This window comes from Jiella sonneratiae (assembly GCF_017353515.1).
GTDB lineage: Bacteria > Pseudomonadota > Alphaproteobacteria > Rhizobiales > Rhizobiaceae > Jiella > Jiella sonneratiae.
The window spans coordinates 26,579-44,110 of the sequence record NZ_JAFMPY010000026.1; the positions used below are offsets into that span (position 1 = coordinate 26,579).

Annotated in this window: 14 protein-coding genes; 4 read left to right on the forward strand and 10 right to left on the reverse strand. The window is 69.5% G+C overall.

Going from position 1 to position 17,532, the window contains the following annotated elements; translation table 11 throughout:
* Nucleotides 1-10 precede the first annotated feature (10 nt).
* The 4 genes from J1C47_RS19360 to J1C47_RS19375 all read right to left on the reverse strand — a co-directional run bounded on the left by J1C47_RS19360 (nucleotide 11) and on the right by J1C47_RS19375 (nucleotide 4,607).
* Nucleotides 11-640, reverse strand: a complete 630-nt coding sequence (locus J1C47_RS19360; protein ID WP_207352440.1) for a hypothetical protein — start codon at nucleotides 638-640, stop codon at nucleotides 11-13.
* A gap of 10 nt (nucleotides 641-650) precedes the next feature.
* Nucleotides 651-2,183, reverse strand: a complete 1,533-nt coding sequence (locus J1C47_RS19365; protein WP_207352441.1) for a caspase family protein — start codon at nucleotides 2,181-2,183, stop codon at nucleotides 651-653.
* A gap of 380 nt (nucleotides 2,184-2,563) precedes the next feature.
* Entirely contained in the window at nucleotides 2,564-3,829 is a 1,266-nt protein-coding gene (locus tag J1C47_RS19370; RefSeq protein WP_207352442.1) for an FAD-dependent oxidoreductase, read from the reverse strand.
* Nucleotides 3,830-3,860: 31 nt separating this feature from the next.
* A complete protein-coding gene (locus J1C47_RS19375; RefSeq protein ID WP_207352443.1) occupies nucleotides 3,861-4,607 on the reverse strand; it encodes a pyridoxine 5'-phosphate synthase in 747 nt (248 codons plus the stop codon).
* 125 nt (nucleotides 4,608-4,732) lie between these two features.
* On the opposite strand from J1C47_RS19375, the gene J1C47_RS19380 reads away from it, so the two are divergent.
* Nucleotides 4,733-4,873 carry a hypothetical protein gene (locus tag J1C47_RS19380; protein WP_207352444.1) on the forward strand — a complete coding sequence of 47 codons (141 nt, stop codon included), beginning with the start codon at nucleotides 4,733-4,735 and terminating at the stop codon, nucleotides 4,871-4,873.
* A gap of 61 nt (nucleotides 4,874-4,934) precedes the next feature.
* On the forward strand, nucleotides 4,935-7,052 hold the full coding sequence (locus J1C47_RS19385) for a hypothetical protein (protein WP_207352445.1): 2,118 nt from the start codon (nucleotides 4,935-4,937) through the stop codon (nucleotides 7,050-7,052).
* A gap of 300 nt (nucleotides 7,053-7,352) precedes the next feature.
* Here the strand turns inward: J1C47_RS19385 and J1C47_RS19390 are convergent, their stop codons facing one another.
* The 6 genes from J1C47_RS19390 to J1C47_RS19415 form a co-directional block, all read right to left on the reverse strand.
* The gene (locus J1C47_RS19390; RefSeq protein WP_207352446.1) at nucleotides 7,353-7,610 is read right to left on the reverse strand and encodes a hypothetical protein; all 258 of its coding nucleotides are present in this window, start codon (nucleotides 7,608-7,610) and stop codon (nucleotides 7,353-7,355) included.
* A gap of 256 nt (nucleotides 7,611-7,866) precedes the next feature.
* Nucleotides 7,867-8,457: a potassium channel family protein gene (locus J1C47_RS19395; RefSeq protein WP_207352447.1), complete on the reverse strand. Its 591-nt coding sequence runs from the start codon at nucleotides 8,455-8,457 to the stop codon at nucleotides 7,867-7,869.
* Nucleotides 8,458-8,563: 106 nt separating this feature from the next.
* Entirely contained in the window at nucleotides 8,564-11,671 is a 3,108-nt protein-coding gene (locus J1C47_RS19400; protein ID WP_207352448.1) for an efflux RND transporter permease subunit, read from the reverse strand.
* Nucleotides 11,668-12,813 carry an efflux RND transporter periplasmic adaptor subunit gene (locus J1C47_RS19405; protein ID WP_342592021.1) on the reverse strand — a complete coding sequence of 382 codons (1,146 nt, stop codon included), beginning with the start codon at nucleotides 12,811-12,813 and terminating at the stop codon, nucleotides 11,668-11,670. Before J1C47_RS19405 ends, J1C47_RS19400 begins: the two co-directional genes overlap by 4 nt.
* A gap of 401 nt (nucleotides 12,814-13,214) precedes the next feature.
* Nucleotides 13,215-15,494, reverse strand: a complete 2,280-nt coding sequence (locus tag J1C47_RS19410) for an NADP-dependent malic enzyme (protein ID WP_207352449.1) — start codon at nucleotides 15,492-15,494, stop codon at nucleotides 13,215-13,217.
* Complete coding sequence (locus J1C47_RS19415) at nucleotides 15,494-16,510, reverse strand: type I glyceraldehyde-3-phosphate dehydrogenase (RefSeq protein ID WP_207352450.1); 1,017 nt, start codon at nucleotides 16,508-16,510, stop codon at nucleotides 15,494-15,496. Before J1C47_RS19415 ends, J1C47_RS19410 begins: the two co-directional genes overlap by 1 nt.
* A 500-nt stretch (nucleotides 16,511-17,010) precedes the next feature.
* Here J1C47_RS19415 and J1C47_RS19420 point away from each other — a divergent pair, with 500 nt between their 5' ends.
* The gene (locus J1C47_RS19420) at nucleotides 17,011-17,298 is read left to right on the forward strand and encodes a BrnT family toxin (protein ID WP_342592022.1); all 288 of its coding nucleotides are present in this window, start codon (nucleotides 17,011-17,013) and stop codon (nucleotides 17,296-17,298) included.
* Entirely contained in the window at nucleotides 17,261-17,524 is a 264-nt protein-coding gene (locus tag J1C47_RS19425) for a BrnA antitoxin family protein (RefSeq protein WP_207352452.1), read from the forward strand. The genes J1C47_RS19420 and J1C47_RS19425 overlap by 38 nt, the downstream gene beginning before the upstream one ends.
* The last annotated feature ends 8 nt before the right edge of the window (nucleotides 17,525-17,532 follow it).

Here is a 17,532-nt window from a genome sequence, read left to right on the forward strand (position 1 = left end):
GTTGTCTGCGTCAGGCCGATCGCAGCAGCACCTTCGAGGAATCCACGGCCTCGGCGATCCGCTGATAGGCGGCTGCCCGCCTTCCCGTGGCGGAGCGCTGCAGAGCCTTGACCGCCTTGTCGATCGCCTGCACCGCCTCGGCATTGGCCTTGGCGAGGTTCTCGCGCTTGACCGCCCGGTATTGGGTGTCCTTCTTGCGGATCGCCGGACGCGGCGAGCGCGCCCTCGGCGCCTCCGTGTCGAGGTTCTCCGTGACCACCCGGTCGAGGTCGCTGGAGAGTTCGCCGAGGATGACCGCGGCTTCGGCATATTCGGGGCCGAGCTTGGCGGCTTCTTCGGCGACCCAGGCATAGCTCGCCCGCAGGCAGTCGATCCGGTAGACCGGATCGAGCTCGGAACAGTGCCGGTTTCCGTCCTCGATGCGGCGGACGATCGCCTGGGTGGCGCCGGAGTCCGGGCCGGGCAGGATCTTGACGATGTCGGAGCCGTCATAATGCCCGTAGTCGTCGCTGCGGGAACTGCTGGACGACGTCTGGGCAGCGGCGTGCTTCACGCCGGCCGATGCCGCGACGACGAACGCGAGGAGAAGCAGGACGAAGCCGCGGGACATCACCGATCGGACGGTCTTGAACAGGGACAATGTCAACCTCTCACTGTTGCGGAACGGGATCGTCGGGTGATTTGCCCGCGGCCAGCTGGAGGCCGCGGTTCGAGCGGGGGCCGAGGGCGCCGTCGATGGAGCCGTCGTAGAAGTCGAACTCCCGCAGGCGGCGCTGCAGCGCCTGGATGGCCTCGGCGCTGAACATCTTCGGGTTCTTCGTCAGGATCCTGACGGCGTCTTCGTTGCCCGCCCGGATCGAATCATAGAGATAGGCGCCGGCCTCGCTCCGCCCGCGGCCCGGCACCTTGCCGTCGTCGATCATCGCCGCGTAGTTGAAGAGCGCCTCGGGATGCCGCTTTTCGGCAGCCTTGGCGAAATAGTCGATGCTCTTGCGTTCGTCCCGCAGGAGGCCGTCGGCGCCCTGGGCGTAGAGCCAGCCGAGATCGTTGAGGGCGTCGGCGAAGCCCTGGTCGGCGGAGGCCCGGTACCAGCGCAGCGCCTCGGCCATGTCCGGGTCGATGCCGATTCCCCGCTCGTATGCCCGGGCGAGCTCGAACTGGCCGGTCGGATCGCCGGCTGCCGCCGCCTTTCTCAGATGCTCGAAGGCCTGTCTCGGATCGTAGCGCGGATCGTTGGGATTCTGCTCGATATAGGCGAGCGCGACCAGCGACCGCGTGTCGCCGTCGCGCGCCATGGCGGCGAGCTGGTCGGTGAGGTCGGCGCGGACCGAGGCCCATTGCCGCCGCCAGTCGCCGGTCTCGGCCTGGCCCTGCCGCGCCAGGAACAGCGGCACGCCGGAGAGCGACCCGTAGATGTGCGGTTCCTGCCGGTTGTCCGTCTCCTGCAGGACGTCGTCGCGGACCATGCGGAACATCATCCCGACCTCGAGCTCGGGATCCTTCATCCGCTTCAAAAGCGCTTCGGCGAAGGGGCTGTGATTTCCAGAGCCGTCCAGCGCCACCGTGCCGTGCTTCGCCGCATAGGCGACGAGGGTTCCCTGCGCCGGGGACGGCGCCGCGAGGCCGCCCGTGACGGCAGCGGCGTCCGCCGTGGAGACGTCGCCGCCGGAGCGCGTCGCCGGGCCGAACTGGCGCGTCGAGGCGACGTCGATCCGCAGATCGTCGTCATTCGCCGCGGCGGTGCCCTGAAACGGGTCGGCCCGGCAGGAATCGAGGATGATGATGCGCAGCTTGCGCGCCCGCGAAACGCTTTCCAGGACGTCGCCGAGCGAGGGTGCCGCGCGCTCGATGTCGGATGGTTTCGCCGCCTTGATGTCGCGGCCGAGCAGAAAGTTCTTGCCGCGGATTTCGACGCCGTGGCCGGCATAGTAGATGATCGCCGTGTCGGCGGCCTCCGCCCGAAACGCGAAGGCCTGCAGGGCCGAGAAGATGTCGCGGTCGGTGGGGTTCGTCAGGATTTCGGTCTTGAAGCCGAGATCGGTGAGGCTCGCGCCGATCGCCTTGGCGTCCGCCTCGGTGTTGACGAGGGGGGTGACGGAGTCATAGGCCGCAACCCCCACGACGAGGGCGACCCGCTCCTCGGCCAGGCAAGGCGTGACTGCCGCCAGAAATCCGACAATCACAATCAGAATTCGAGCCGGCGCGGTTCGCGGTCTACGAGCAGTGCCTGCTTTCGAGCAGAGATCGGTTGAATTCGACGCCGCCATCAACACCCCCCGTGCGACAGATCAGATCACCCTGCGTCAGAAGATCGCAGTCCGACGCAAGCCGTCTTTCCGGCATGTTGCGTCGAATACGCGACGTTACAGTGAAAATCCATATACGACCTTACGTCATGTCGCAACGATGGATCACCAATACATCGGCATCGGACCGGCTTGCCGATTGATCCCGTTACGATATCGGCGTTTGGCGGTGCGCCGCGCCGCCGCTCGGGGAGGCCGGGGAGACGAGAACCACGACGCCGCCGTCAAAGCACCTTGGATGGCCGAAAAGCGACACGCTATCCGGCAGCGAGCTTGCGCCAATCGGGCTCGACGGCGCCGGCGCCCGGCAATGGATCGACGAGCGTGCCGCAGACGATCTGCCCGAGGAGACGGCGAAGCGGCGGCGTGCTTGCGAGGCCCGGCACGAGACGGTCCCGCAGCCACGGCAGGAGCGCCGAATCGGACTGGTAGACCGGCGTGAACAGCCGCGACAGAAGCTGGTAGAGCCTGAGGTGTGTCCTGCGGCGGCGGACATAGCCCGCCAGCGCCGCTTCGAGCGTCGGTGCGGCCTCGAACGCCGCCGCCAGCGCCGCCGCGTCGAGCAGCGCCATGTTGGCACCCTGGCCGAGCTGCGGGCTTGCCGAATGGGCGGCGTCGCCGACCAGCACCAGCCGCTCGCCGATGGGTCTGGCGACGGTGTGATGGCCGTAGCGGGCAAGGGTGAAGGCCTCGAAGCCGGGCGCCCGGCGAAACAGCGGCGCCGCTTCCGGAAAAAGCGCGTCGACGCGATCGCAGAAGGCCGGATAGCCAGCCTCCCGAAGCGCGTCGTAATCCTCCGGCCTGAGGCTCCAGAAGAGTGCGGCCTTCTCCCCTTCCCCGCTCCCGCCGCCGCCTTTCCCACCGCCGGCGCCGGACGGATCGCCGACCGGCAGGACGCCGATCATCACGCTCGCCCGGCGGTAGCGTTGGACGAGCCGGTCGGGCGCGGTCTCGCCGGCAAAGGCAACGCTCGTCCAGATCGCGCCATAGGGGAGCGGCCGCGGCTCATGCGCGCCGGGCAGGAGGGCACGAAGCCGCGACTTTGCCCCGCTGGCGTCGACGACGCAGTCAAAGCGGGCGCTGCGGGCACCGGCGCGCGAGACGAGGACGATGCCGCCGTCGCAGAGGTCGGTTTCGGCACAGTCGAAGCCGGTCTCGAAGGCGACGTTCCGCCCGGCCGCCGCCGCGAAGAGGATCTCGAACAGAGCGTGGCGATGGATCCCGAGGCCGAAGCGGCCGGCACCGCCGTCGCCATAGCCGATGTCGAGGACGCGCCGGAAGGCCGCCGCGTCGCGTCCCTCCAGCCGGCGGATCACCCGGCCGCGCCGCATCGTCCCGTCGAGCAGCCCGAGCGCCGCGATCACCGCCAGCCCGGTCGGCTGCAGCATCAGGCCGGAGCCGACCGGCTGCGGCTCGACGAAGCGCTCGAAGAGGGTGATGCGGTGGCCCTTTTCCGCCAGAAGCGCGGCGGCGGCAAGCCCTGCCGGCCCGGCGCCGGCGACGGCGATCGCGAGCTTCTTCATCGGCAGGAGACCGCCGGCCGGGCCCGCCGGATCACACCGCCTGCCCGCAGGCCCGGCGGAACCGCCGCACGGTTTCGGCCATGCCGTGTTCCAGCGCGTCGGCGGTCAGCCCGTGGCCGATCGAGACCTCGGCGAGATGCGGGATACGGGCGACGAGCGGCGGCAGGTTGGCGACGGTGAGGTCGTGGCCGGCATTGACGCCGAGGCCGAGCGACAGCGCCGCGTCGGCGGTCGCCCCCAGCCGCCCGATCCATTCCCGCGCCGCCGCCGGATCGTCGAAGGTGCCGCCATAGGGGCCGGTATAGAGTTCGACCCGGTCGCAGGAGGTGGCGGCGGCGGCCTCCATCTGGGATGGATCGGCGTCGGCAAACAGCGAGACTCGGGCGCCCGCGCCCTTCAGCCTCTCGACGACGGGGACCAGGAAGCTCCCCTGCGCGGCGAAATCCCAGCCGTGATCGGAGGTCGGCTGCGAGGGATCGTCGGGAACGAGCGTCACCTGCTCGGGCCGCACCGACAGAGCGAGCTCGACGAACTCCGGCGTCGGATAGCCCTCGATGTTGAACTCGGCGCCGGGAAATTCCTCGTCGATCAGCGCCCGGATCTCCGGCAGGTCGGAAAAGCGGATGTGCCGCTGGTCGGGCCGCGGATGGACGGTGAGGCCGTGAGCGCCGGCGACAAGCGCGATGCGGCCGAGGCCGGTGACCGAGGGCCAGGGCAGGTCGCGGCGGTTGCGCAGCATCGCCACCGCATTGAGATTAACCGAAAGCTCGACCGTCATGCGATCCTCCTGTCTGCGGCGTCGCCGAGCCGCCGCGCCGCTCCGCCGCATCCTGCCGGAGCGGGGGTTCTTGCCCCGCGAACCGACACGAAGCGGCCGCTTGCTGCAGGCGCCCGGCGGGGCTCATGGCCACCGGCGAAGCCCCCGAAGCGACCGCGTCGATCGTGGCCATCGGACGCGCCGGCCATCCGCGCGAAGATCTGATCCGGCCGCCCGACGACAAGGGCGGGTGCAAAAAAACTTGCTTTGACGCTTCCCGCGGTTGACTTCCGCCGGCTTCCTGAGTCCTTTCAAGGCCTCCACAAAATCCCCCGGGAGGTAGATTGCATGGGCGGCTCGAAATTCATTCCGATCGTCGTCGCGCTCGTCGTCGGCCTGTTCATCGGTTGGTTGCTCGGTCCGGACGTCGACGACGTGCGCGAGGACGTCGACAGCCAGATCGCGTCGCTGAAGGGCCCGATCGACGAGACGCGCAGCGGCGTCCAGTCGGTCTCCGACGAGATCGGCGCCAAGCTGGACGCGACGGGCAAGAGCGTCACCGACGCGCTCGCCGGGCTGAAGACCCAGATGGATCAGCTCGGCCAGAGCGTCGACACCAAGACCAGCCAGATCGCCGAGGCGGTGCAGCCGAAGCCGGGCGAGGAAGACGCGACCGGCCAGGGCATCGCGGATCTGAAGTCCGAGATCGCCAAGCTGCAGGACAGCGTTTCCAGGCTCTCCGAAAGCCAGAAGGCACAGGCCGAGCAGGCGCAGCAGCAGGGCGGCGGTTCGGCCGGCGGCGGCGACGTCGCCGGGCTGGTGAAGTCGGTGGGTGCGACGGGCGCGATCCTCGTTCCCGGCCAGTCGGCGATCTTCGGTTCGGGCCAGGTATCGGTGGCCGAGGTCGGCGACGGCTCGGCCAAGATCGCGGCCGGCGGCGGCGAGGCGAAGGACGTGAAGGCCGGCTCCTCGATCGACGTCGGCAATGGCTGCTCGGTGACGCTTTCCGGCGTTTTGTCCGGCGTGGCCTTCCTGTCGTCCAAGGGCTGCGAGGGCGGCGCGGGCGAAAGTGCCGCGGGCGCTTCGTCGCAGGGCGGCGAGCAGCAGGCGGCCGCCGGCGGAGAGTCGAAGGCGGCCGAAAAGCCCGCGGGCGGCGAGCAGAAGGCGGCTGCGGCCGGCGCTGCTTCCGACAGCGGCCAGGGCGGCAGCGGCGAGAGCGGCGGCCAGGGCGGCGCGGCCGGCGGCAGCGGCGGCCCGGTGTCCGTCGGCGGCACGGCGACCTTCGGCAAGACGCGGGTCTTCGTTTCCGGCATCGACGACAACGGCGCGACGCTGATGGTCGTCGGCGGCAAGCGCCAGCAGGTGGCGACCGGTTCCAGCCTCGACGCCGGCAACGGCTGCAGCGTCACCCTCGACAGCGTCGAGAACGGTGCCGCGTCGCTCTCGGCCAAGGGCTGCGAGGGCGGCGGCGACGCCGGACAGGCTGCGCAGCAGGGCGGCGAGGCGGAGAAGTCGGGTCAGGCCGGCCAGTCCGAGACGTCCGACCAGTCGAGCGAACAGCAGGGCGGCGGCGACAAGGCGGCAGCGGCGCCCTCGGGCTCCGGCGACGCGTCGAAGGCCGGCGGCAGCGGGCAGCAGGCGAGCGCCGCTCCGGCCGAGGGCGCGGCCCCGCCTTCCGGCGAACAGTCGAAGTCCGGCGACAGCTTCAATGCCGGCCAGACCGCGATCTTCGGCAAGAACCGGATCTTCGTCTCCGGCGTCGGTGAAAACGACGCGACGCTGTTCCTCGTCGGCGGCGGCGGTCGCAAGACCGTCGAGGTCGGCAAGAGCGTCGACGTCGGCAATGGCTGCTCGGTGACGCTGGATTCGATCGAGGACCAGAAGGCGAAGCTTTCCGCCAAGGGCTGCGACGGCGAGGCCGCCGCGACGGGCCAGTCACAGGAGGCATCGTCGTCCGATCAGGCCTCCGCCGCCAGCGGCGCGGCGGAAGGCTCCGCGGCGACGGCCGACGGTTCTTCGCAGGAGGCCGCAATGTCCGGCGATGCGGCAGCTGCGTCCTCCGGCGAGCAGAAACAGCCGGCCGGCGCCTCGGGCGATCAGGCCGCAGCCGGCGCCTCGGGCGATCAGGCCGCCGCCGGCGGCCAGGACAAGGCTGCGTCCGACCAGCCGGCGGCCGCCGATCAGTCGGCAGCCTCCGGCAGCGACGCAGCCGCCGCCTCGAATGCCGACACCCAGACCGCGGCCGCCGGCTCGGGCGAAGGCGTCGAGCCCGGCGAGACCAAGAGCTTCGGCGATCACAAGGTGTTCGTCTCGGCGGTCTCGGACCAGGGCGCGACGCTCTACGTTCTCGGCGCCGGCCGCAAGGAAGTCGCCAGCGGCAAGTCGCTCGATCTCGGCGGCGGCTGTTCGGTGAAGGTCGACGGCGTCTCGGACGGCAGCGCGATGCTGTCGAGCGCGGGCTGCTGAGGCACTCCCGATCATTCGCCCCGGCCGGCTGACGGCCGGGCGAGTCGTCGGCCGACGGCACGACCGGCCGAGGTGCCCGCGACATGCGATCATCTGAAGAACGTAAAGAGCGGCGGCTCCGATCGGAGCCGCCGCTCTTTTTCGTTTTCGTTCGGCCGGTGCGGGAGCGCCGTGGCTGCGCTCCCGCCGGACGGTCGGTCATACGGTTTCCGGCAGATCACTTCGTGATGCCGGAAACAACGACGCTCATTCGCCGCGCGGGCTTGATCCGAGCCCGGCTCTGATCGAGCGGACCTCGCATCAGAAGTCCGATTCGTCGCCGGGAACGAGCGTCGGACCGTAGGCGTAGCCGAGGATCGCGTCCGGTTCGCTCGACTGGTTGATCGCCTTCTGCTGCGGCGAGGCGGTGGTCGGGTAGCTCACCCGGGTCCCGTGGGCGAAGACCGTCTGCTGCCTGACGGCCACGTGATGATGGCGGTGCAGCGTCGCGGCCGAGGCAGGAAGCGCCGCGGCCGACAGGGCCAGGACGGCGAGGCTGGTTGCAGTGAGGATACGCATCAAAAATACTCCTTGCGCCGGGCGGCGGACGTCCCGTCGCGGGTCCGTCGGCCCGGCCGGCGCTCGAATGGATCGCTGTTTGCGATCGGGCGGAGCCGTCTGACCGGGTCGCGTCGCGGGCACTGCCCGCCGGCCCCGTCCGGCTTCGTCCTCAAAACGCCGAGCCGCGCTCGCGGTGGCATGAACGATCGGAAATGTTGTTACGATACCTTGCAGCCCCTGCCCCGGCTCTCCGGCGGAGGGCGCCGGTTCTTCCTCAATTGACGAGGGAGGCGCGCCGCCGCGGCCGGGCAGGCTCCAACACGTCGGCAGGAAACGGCAGATCGGGCGCCGCCTGGCGCGCTTCCTGAGCGGCCGGCAGCGGAGCGTCGGCGGGCGCTGCCCTCGGCTGCTCCCCGGCATCCTCGGCCTCCGCGGCGCCCCTCGCCAGCGGCCGCGTGGCGTGCACCGCCTCGTAGAGCAGCGCACCCGACCAGGCGAGGAGCAGCAGGCCGTCGACCGGCTCGATGCTCGCCAGGAGCCGGATGTCGCCGACCGGGATGATGTCGCCATAGCCGAGCGAGGTGTAGGTCTCGGCGGCGAAGTAGAAGATCTCGGCGAAACCGATCGGCCCGCTGCCGTTGAGGAGACCGATCCGCAGCACGTCGCGGGCCAGCCAGAAGGCGCCGGCATAGGCGCCGATCTCGAGAAGATGCGTCGCGACGAGGACGGAGAGCGCCACCGGCAGGATTCGGCGCATGCGGTGGCCGTTGCGGCCGAAGCGGTCGGAGATGCCGACGATCACTTCGTAATGGATCATCGTCGTCACCGCGAGCGCGGCGACGGTCAGGCCGATCATCCAGAGCATCGCACGCCTTTCACGACACGGGCCGATGCGACGAGGGGTGATCCGCGATGGTGGCCAAATTCGGTCGCGGGCGGCAACCGCCGGCGGCGGCCCCCATCCGCTGCGCTCACTCGGCGGGGGCCGGGGCCGCAGCCGCTGCCGCGCGGCGCCCGCGCCGGCGCACGAAATCCGACATCCGCTCGATCTCGACGAAGATCACCGGGGTGATGAACAGCGTCAGCACCTGGCTGACGACGAGGCCGCCGACGATGGCGACGCCGAGCGGCTGGCGAAGCTCCGAACTCGCGCCTGCCCCGATCGCCACCGGCAGCGCCCCGAGCAGCGCACAGAAGGTCGTCATCATGATCGGGCGGAAGCGCCGCACGGCCGCCTCATGGATGGCGGCGAGCGGCGTCTGCCGTTCCTCGCGCTGCAGCGCCAGGGCGACGTCGATCATCATGATGGCGTTCTTCTTGACGATGCCGATCAGCATCAGCAGGCCGATGAGCGCGATGATCGACAGGTCGAAGCCGCAGAGCTGCAGGGTGGCGAGCGCGCCGAAGGCGGCGGCGGGAAGGCCGGAGAGGATCGTCAGCGGATGCGCGAAGCTCTCGTAGAGGACGCCGAGGACGACGTAGATCGTCAGGATCGCCGCGCCGATCAGCAGCGGCGTGTTCGAGGTCGATTCCTGGAAGATCTGGGCGGTGCCGCCATAGCTGGTCTGGACCGTCGCCGGCAGGCCGAGGCTGAGCTTCAGCGCGTCGATCGCCGCGGTGGCGGTGCCGAGGGAGGTTCCGGCCGGCAGGTTGAAGGAGACCGTGACGGAGGTGAGCTGGCCGGTCTGGTTGACCGTCACCGGCCCTGAGGTCCGGGCGACCGTCGCAAAGCTCGCGAGCGGCACCAGCGTGCCCGCCGAGGTCGGCACGCGGATCGCCGCGAGGCTGTTCTCGTCCCAGTGGAAGGCGGGATCGTATTCGACGATGACGTCGTAGCTGTCGCCGGTCGACTGGATCTGGGTCGCGACATAGGTTCCGAAGCCCGCCTCCATCGCCGTGCGCACCGCCTGTGAGGAGATGCCCAGCGCGTCGGCCTTCTGCCGGTCGACGTCGACCGTCGCCTGCAGGCCGTTCTGCTGCAGGTCGGAGGCGACGTCGACGAAATGCCCGGGATCGGCCCGCATGGCGTCGGCGAGTTTCACCGACCAGTCGCGTGCCGCGCCGGCGTCGAGCGACTGGACGACGAGCTGGTACTGGCTCTGGGTCGAACGGCCGCCGAATCTGAGGCTCTGCGACGGCGTGATGAAGCTCTGCAGCCCCGGCAGGTCGCCGAGCCCGCGCCGCATCGCGGCGATCGTCGCGTCGACCGGCGGCCGCTCCGCCCTCGGCTTCAGCTCGACGAACATCCGGCCGGTGTTGAAGGTCGAACCGCCGGGGCCTGAACCGAGCGAGGACGTCACGTGCTCGACCGCCGGATCCTTCGAGACGATGGCGGCCGCCCTGCCCTGCAGCTCCTGCATGGCATCGTAGGAAATGTCCTGCCGCGCCTGGGTGGAGACCATCAGCATGCCGATGTCCTCCTGCGGGAAGAAGCTGCGCGGCATCGAGGCCATCAGCCACACCGAACCGGCGACGGAGGCGAAGAACAACAGGATTACGACGAAGCGGTGGCGCAGGCACCAGCCGACGCTCCGGTCGTAGCGGCGCGTCACCCGGTCGAAGGCGCGGGTGAACGCCCCGGCAATGCCGCGGCTCGACGGATGGCCGCCCGGAAGCCGCGCCGCCATCATCGGCGTCACCGTCAGGGAGACGACGGCGGAGGCGAGGATCGCCAGCGTCACGACGACGCCGAACTCGTTGAAGATCCGCCCGACGACGCCGCCCATCAGGAGGATCGGCAGAAAGACCGCGACGAGCGACAGCGACATGGAGACGATCGTCCCCGCCACCTCGGAGCTGCCGAGGATCGCCGCCTCGAAGGGCGACATCCCGGCCTCGACGTGGCGGACGATGTTCTCCAGCATGACGATCGCGTCGTCGACCACCAGCCCGACCGACAGCGTCAAGGCGAGCAGCGAGATGTTGTCGATCGAAAAGCCGAGGAGATACATCGCCCCGAAGGTCGCGATGAGCGACAGCGGCACCGCGACGGCCGGGATCGCCGTCGCGCTCAGCCGGGCGAGGAACAGGTAGATGACGAAGATCACCAGTGCGATGGTGATCGCCAGCGTCACCTCGACGTCGGACACGGCGGCGCGGATCGGCCGCGAGGCGTCGTTCATCACCGTGATGCCGGCGCCGCCGGGAAGGTTCGCCTCGATCTCGGGGAGCTTCGCCTTGACCGCGTCGACGACGTCGACGGTGTTGGCGCCGGGCTGGCGCTGGACGGCGAGGACGATGGCCGGCTTGCCGTCGAGCCAGGCCCCCTGGTTGACGTTGTCGACGCTGTCGCGGACGCTCGCGACGTCCTCGAGCCGCACGACGTTGCCGTCCGGCCGGGCGATGACGAGCGTCTTGAATGCCGCGGCATTCGTCCGCTGGGTCGGCACGGCGATGGTCAGCGCCTGAGCGGCGTTCTGCAGCGTGCCGACCGGCGTCTGGTCGTTGGCCGAGGCGAGCGCCGAGGAGACGTCGGTCAGCGACAGGCCGCGGCCGGCGAGCAGCGCCGGATCGACGTCCACCCTGACGGCATAGGTGCGCGATCCGAAGACCTGCGCCTGGGCGACGCCGGAGATCGTCGACAGCGCCGGCGCGACGACGTTCTCTGCGATGTCGTCGACCTTGGTCAGCGGCACGCCCTCGGCGGTCAGCGCCAAGAGCGCCACCGGCGCGTCGGCCGGGTTGGTCTTGCGATAGCTCGGGGGCGTCGTCAGATTGTCGGGAAGCTGGCGCTGGGCCCGCGCGATCGCCGCCTGGACGTCGGCGGCCGCGGCGTCGATGTCGCGCGTCAGCACGAACTGGATGGTGATCGAGGTGTTGCCGAGGGACGAACTCGCGGTGATCGTGTCGACGCCGTCGATCGTCTCGAACTGCTTGATCAGCGGCGTCGCCACCGAGGTCGCCATGGTGTCGGGCGAGGCGCCGGCGAGCTGGGCGGAGACGTTGACCGTCGGAAAGTCCGCCTCAGGCAGGGCGGCCACCGGCAGCAGGCGATAGGCGAAGACGCCGGCGAGGATCACCCCGAGGGCGAGCAGGATCGTCGCGACCGGCCGGCGGATGAACAGCGCCGAGACGTTCACGAGGCCGCTCCCCCGCCGGCATGGCCGGCATGGCCGGCGCCCTTCTGTCTCGGCGTGTCGCCGCCGCCTTTCGCCTTGTCGCCGGCGACGACGACGCGCATGCCGCGAGCGAGGTTGAGCTGGCCTTCGGTGACGACCTTCTCCCCCGGCTTCAGCCCGTCGGAGATGCCCGCGACGTCGCCCGCCCGCAGCGCCACGGTGACCTTGCGGACGTCGACGGTGCCATCCTCGCCGACGACGTAGACGATCGAGCCTTCGTCGCGCGGCTCGACCGCCACCCCGGGTACGAGAACCAGGCCGTCGCGAGAGCCGAAATGCACCCGCACCGTCAGGAACTGGCCGGGCAGCAGCGCCTCGTCGTCGTTGGGAAAGGTCGCGCGGAGCTTGAAGCTCGCCGAGACCTGGTCGACGGCATTGTCGAGGAAGGTCACCTTGCCCGTCGGGTCGGCATCGGCGCTGGCGACGAGGGCGCCCTCGCCCGCCGGGCGCGCGGCGACGTTGGCGGCGACCCGGGCCCCGGCGGAATCGGCGACGCCCGCGGTCGGCGTGACGTCGGCGAAGAGATCGCCCCTGGCGAAGGTCTGCCGCGCCGCGGCAAGCGTCGCTTCCGGCAGCGTGAACTGGGCGTAGACCGGCCGGAGCTGATTGAGCGTCACGATCGCCGTTCCCGGCTGCACGAGGGCGCCGACCGAGACCTGCAGGGCACCGAGCCGGCCGTCGAAGGGCGCCGTGATGCGGGTGTTGGAGAGGGTGACCTCGTCGGCGGCGATGGCCGCCTCGTCGACGCCGATCGTCGCCTCGGCCTGGCGCACGGCGGCGAGCGCGTCGTCGCCCTGCTGCTTGGTGTCGGCGCCGGACTTGACCAGCCGCTGGATCCGGTCGGACGAGGCCCGGGCGTTCTGAAGCGTCGCCTGGTCGCGCTCCCAGGCGGCACGATCCTTGGCGACGACCGCCTGCGCGGCGCGATCGTCGAGCCGGACGAGGAGGTCGCCCTTCTTCACCCGGGCGCCGTCCGCCACGGCGATCTCCGCGACGATGCCGATGACCTGGCTGTTCAGCGTCGCCGAGGCGACCGGCACGATGCTGCCGATGGTGTCGAAGGTGATCGGCAGGCTGCCGGCGGTCGCCGCCGCGACGCTCACCGCGGGGGGCGGGCGATCGTGGCGGCCGTGCGAGCCCGCAGACGCGCGGGCGCCTGCTGCGTCGCCGCGGCCGGCGTCGCCGCCGCCCTTTGACGCTGTGCTTTGCGGCTCGCCCAAAAGGCTCGCGACGAATGGAAGAGACGCCAGGTCGAGGCGGTCCCGCTCAACGAACAGGACTGCCGCCACGACACAGACGAGCAAGACGAACAACCGCATCATCGCCGCCCTCGATCCGCGAAGACGCAGGAGACCTGCCTCGCGGGACGCAAGCTAGTTCATTCTCAGGCGGTTGTGCGCGCTGTTACGATTTTTAATATTCCGGCCAACGGCGGCAGCGGCGCTCCCTGCCGCCGCCGCCGCCGGCCGGCATTCGCCAGCCGGTGTTCGTCAGGTTTCGCTCGTCAGCCGTAGCTCGACACGGCCGATCCGGCGAGCGCCGCGGTATTGAGGAGGCCGCGGACGGTGACGCCGGGCGTCACGATGTGGGCGCGGTTGCCCATGCCCATCAGGATCGGCCCGACCTCGAGGCCGCCGGCGACCGACTTCAGGATGTTGCGCACGGCGCCCGCCGCGTCGGAATTGGCATAGACGAGAACGTTGGCCCGCCCCTCCAGCCGTCCGCCGGGATACAGCCGGTCGCGCAGATCGGCGTCGAGGGCGGTGTCCGTGGTCATCTCGCCCTCATAGGGAAAGTCGAGCGCCTTGGCGTCGAGGATCTTCAAGGCGCCGCGCATCACCCGGCCGGACTCGTTGTCGAGATTGCCGAACTGCGAACTGGAGCAGAGAGCGATCTTCGGCTCGACGCCGAAGCGCCGGACGTGGCGGGCCGCGGCGATCACCGTCTCGGCGACCTGGGTGGAATCCGGCGTCATGTGCACATGGGTGTCGGCGATGAACAGCGGTCCCTTGTCGAGGATGATCAGCGACAGCGCCGCGACGGGATGCAGGTCGCCGGCCGCGAGGATCTGGCTGACATAGTTCAGATGCCAGCGATATTCGCCGAAGGTGCCGCAGATCATGCTGTCTGCCTCGCCGCGTTGCACCATGACGGCGGCGATCGCGGTGGTGTTGGTGCGCATCACCGCGCGGGCGAGATCGGGGGAGACGCCGCGCCGGCGCATCAGCTCGTAATACGTCCCCCAATAGTCGCGATAGCGCGGGTCGTCCTCGGGATTGACGATCTCGAAATCCGTGCCGGCCTTGATCTTCAGTCCTTCCCGCTCGAGCCGGGCGTTGACGACGTCCGGCCGCCCGATGAGGATCGGCCGGTCCTGGGTCTCCTCGACCATCGCCTGGGCGGTCCGCAGCACGCGGTCGTCCTCGCCCTCGGCGAAGACGATCCGCCGGGTGGAGGCCCGCGCCGCGTCGAACACCCGGCGCATCACCGAATAGGACCGGTAGACCTGGCCGTTCAGCCGCGCCGTATAGGCGTCGAGGTCGATCGGCCGGGTGGCGACGCCGGACTGCATCGCCGCCTTGGCGACGGCATGGGCGATCGTCGGCAAGAGCCGCGGATCGAACGGCTTCGGGATCAGATAGTCCGGCCCGAACGTCAGCCGCTCGCCGCGATAGGCGTGCCCGACCTCCGCCGAGGCGGTCTCGCGGGCGAGCCCGGCGATCGCCTCGACGCAGGCGAGCTTCATCTCGTCGTTGATCTCCGTCGCCCCGACGTCGAGCGCGCCGCGGAAGATGAAGGGGAAGCAGAGGACGTTGTTGACCTGGTTGGGATAGTCGGAGCGGCCGGTGGCGATCAGCGCGCCGGGCGAGGCCGCGCGCGCCTCCTCCGGCATGATCTCGGGGGTCGGATTGGCGAGCGCGAAGATGATCGGCCGCTCGGCCATTCTCGCCACCATCTCCCTGGTCAAGAGCCCGGGGCCGGAAACGCCGAGGAAAAGGTCGGCCCCCTCCATCGCGTCGAGGGTCGTCCGCATCTCGGTGTCGCGGGCAAATTCGGCCTTTTCCGCCGACAGGTCGTTGCGCCGCTTGTGCACCACGCCCTTGGAATCGAGCATGGTGATGTTGTCCTTCCGCGCGCCCATGACGAGCAGCATCTTCAGGCAGGCGATGCCCGCAGCGCCCGCCCCGAGCGCGACGATCCGGATGTCCTCGATGTTCTTGCCGGCGACCTTCAGCGCGTTGAGCGCCGCGGCCGAGGCGACGATGGCGGTGCCATGCTGGTCGTCGTGGAAGACCGGGATGTTCATCCTCTCGCGGCAGAGCCGCTCGACCAGGAAGCAGTCCGGCGCCTTGATGTCTTCGAGGTTCACCGCGCCGAAGGTCGGCTCGAGGCTCGCGACGATCTCGGCGAGGCGTTCGGGATCGGTCTCGTTCACCTCGATGTCGAAGCAGTCGACGCCGGCGAACTTCTTGAAGAGCACCGCCTTGCCCTCCATCACCGGCTTGGAGGCCTGGGCGCCGATGTTGCCGAGGCCGAGGACGGCGGTGCCGTTGGAGACGACGGCGACGAGATTGCCCTTGGCGGTGTAGCGCGCCGCGTCGGCGGGGTTCCTCTCGATCTCCAGGCACGCCTCGGCGACGCCCGGCGAATAGGCGTTGGAAAGGTCCCGCCCCGTCGTCATCGGCTTGGTGGCGTGGATCTCGAGCTTACCGGGCCGCGGAAACTCGTGATAGTCGAGCGCCTCCTGGCGCTTCGACACGGGCGTCGTCTCGTCCTTGGACATCAGGCGTCTCTCTTCCCCATATCTCGCTGGCCGATCATGCGTGCCATTTCCAGCATTCTGCATGAGAAGCCCCATTCGTTGTCGTACCAACCGAACACTCTGAGAAGCCCCCCGGCAAGCGATGTTTCGGCTCCGGCGACGACGATCGACTCCGGCCGGGCCCGAAGGTCCGACGAAACCAGCGGTCTGTCGGTCCAGCCGAAGACCGGCGAGGCGGCCGCTTTCGCCTTCAGCATCCGATTGACGGCGTCGACGCTCGCCGGCCGCCGCGTCGCGACGGTGAGGTCGATCGCCGAGACGGAGGCCGTCGGCACGCGGATCGCCCGCGCCTCGACGCGGCCCGCGAGCGCCGGCAGGACCTCGCCGATCAGCCGGCCGGCGCTGGTCGTCGTCGGCACCATGGAGAGCGCCGCCGCGCGGCTGCGCGCCGCGTCGCCGCGCGGCTTGTCGACGGTCGGCTGGCTGCCGGTGTAGCAGTGGACGGTGGTCATCTGGCCGGAAACGACGCCGAACGCCTCGTCGAGCGCCTTCAGGAGCGGCGCCAGCGCGTTGGTGGTGCAGGAGGCGTTGGAGACGATCCGCGCCTCGCCCAGACAATCCTCGTTGGCGCCGATCACGACGGTGACGTCGGCCGCCCGGGACGGACCGGAGACCAGCACCGATCCGGCCCCGGCCCGCAATCCGCGCTCCAGCGTGTCGCGATCGTCGTTGTGGCCGGTGCATTCGAGGACGACGTCGACGCCGGAAAGGTCGAGGGCCGAGAGGTCGCGGGCATTGGCGAAGGCGATCTCTCGCCCGTCGACGGAGAGGACGCCCGGCCGCGCCTCGACCGTGCCGGGAAAGGGGCCGAAGACCGAATCATATTCGAACAGATAGGCGCAGGCGTCGAGCGGCTCGATGTCGTTGACCAGCAGGAGTTCGAGATCGTCCGGGGCGGTTGTGGCGAGAATGCGGGTGATGGTCCGGCCGATGCGGCCGAAACCGTTGATCGCCAGTCTGAGGGGTCGGGAGGTCATGATCGTCCGGAGGAAAAGGGGCGGCGATGCGCCGCGGCGCAGAAGGACCTAGTGGATGGAATTCGACATTTGAGTCCCGATCGGGTGAGGCGTCGTATCAAATGTCAAATTCGAAAAATCCACTAGGATCATATACTTGGGAAGTGGTCTTTCGATTCCGACATTTGCGTCGCGGTCCTTACAGGACGGTACCAAATGTCGGAATCGGACCACTAGACCGTTTCGCCGGGCGATGGAAAGGCCGGAAAACGTCCCGGAGACAGGTTAGTCCCGGCGGCCCGGAGGCCTGCGACGCGGCCTCGCTCCGTGGGGCCGCGACCGCGATCGCGACGGCCTGCATCGACGGCCGAAGACGCAGGCAGCATTTTCGGTCTGGCCTTCGGCCTGCTCGTTGCGTCAAGCTCCATTCAGCAATTCAGGGCGATCCGGGCGCCGGCATGCCCGCGAGCAAGCGGATTGCACCGTGGACACATTTTGGGTACACTTGCCGAGGTTACCGCGTGGCGACGGACGTGACGTTCGAGTGGGACGACGACAAGGCGCGGTCCAGCCTCGACAAGCATGGCGTGGACTTCATCGATGCGGCGCAGATTTTCTTCGGTCCTATCATGCAGGCCATCGACGACCGCGAAGATTACGGCGAGACACGGATCCGCGCTGTCGGCGCGCATGACGGGCAGGTCTACGTCGTCGTCTACACCATGAGGCGAAACGCCGTCCGCTTGATTTCAGCATGGAAGGCAGGACGACATGACCGCAAAAGCTATTACGAGAGCGTCACTGCGTGACCTTGCGGGTCGCAGGGGTGAAACCCGGGCCGACGCCCCCGAGGGGCCCGAGCTCGGGCCGGAATTCTGGGCGAAGGCCGAACGCGTCGAGCCGCGCGGAAAAAAGTCGGTGCATCTGCGCGTCGATCAGGCGGTCTACGACTACTTCAAGGCCGAAGGGCCTGGTCACCTCACCCGCATGAACGCCGTCTTGCGGGCTTATGTCGACGCCAAAGGCCAGGGGTGAGCGACCGG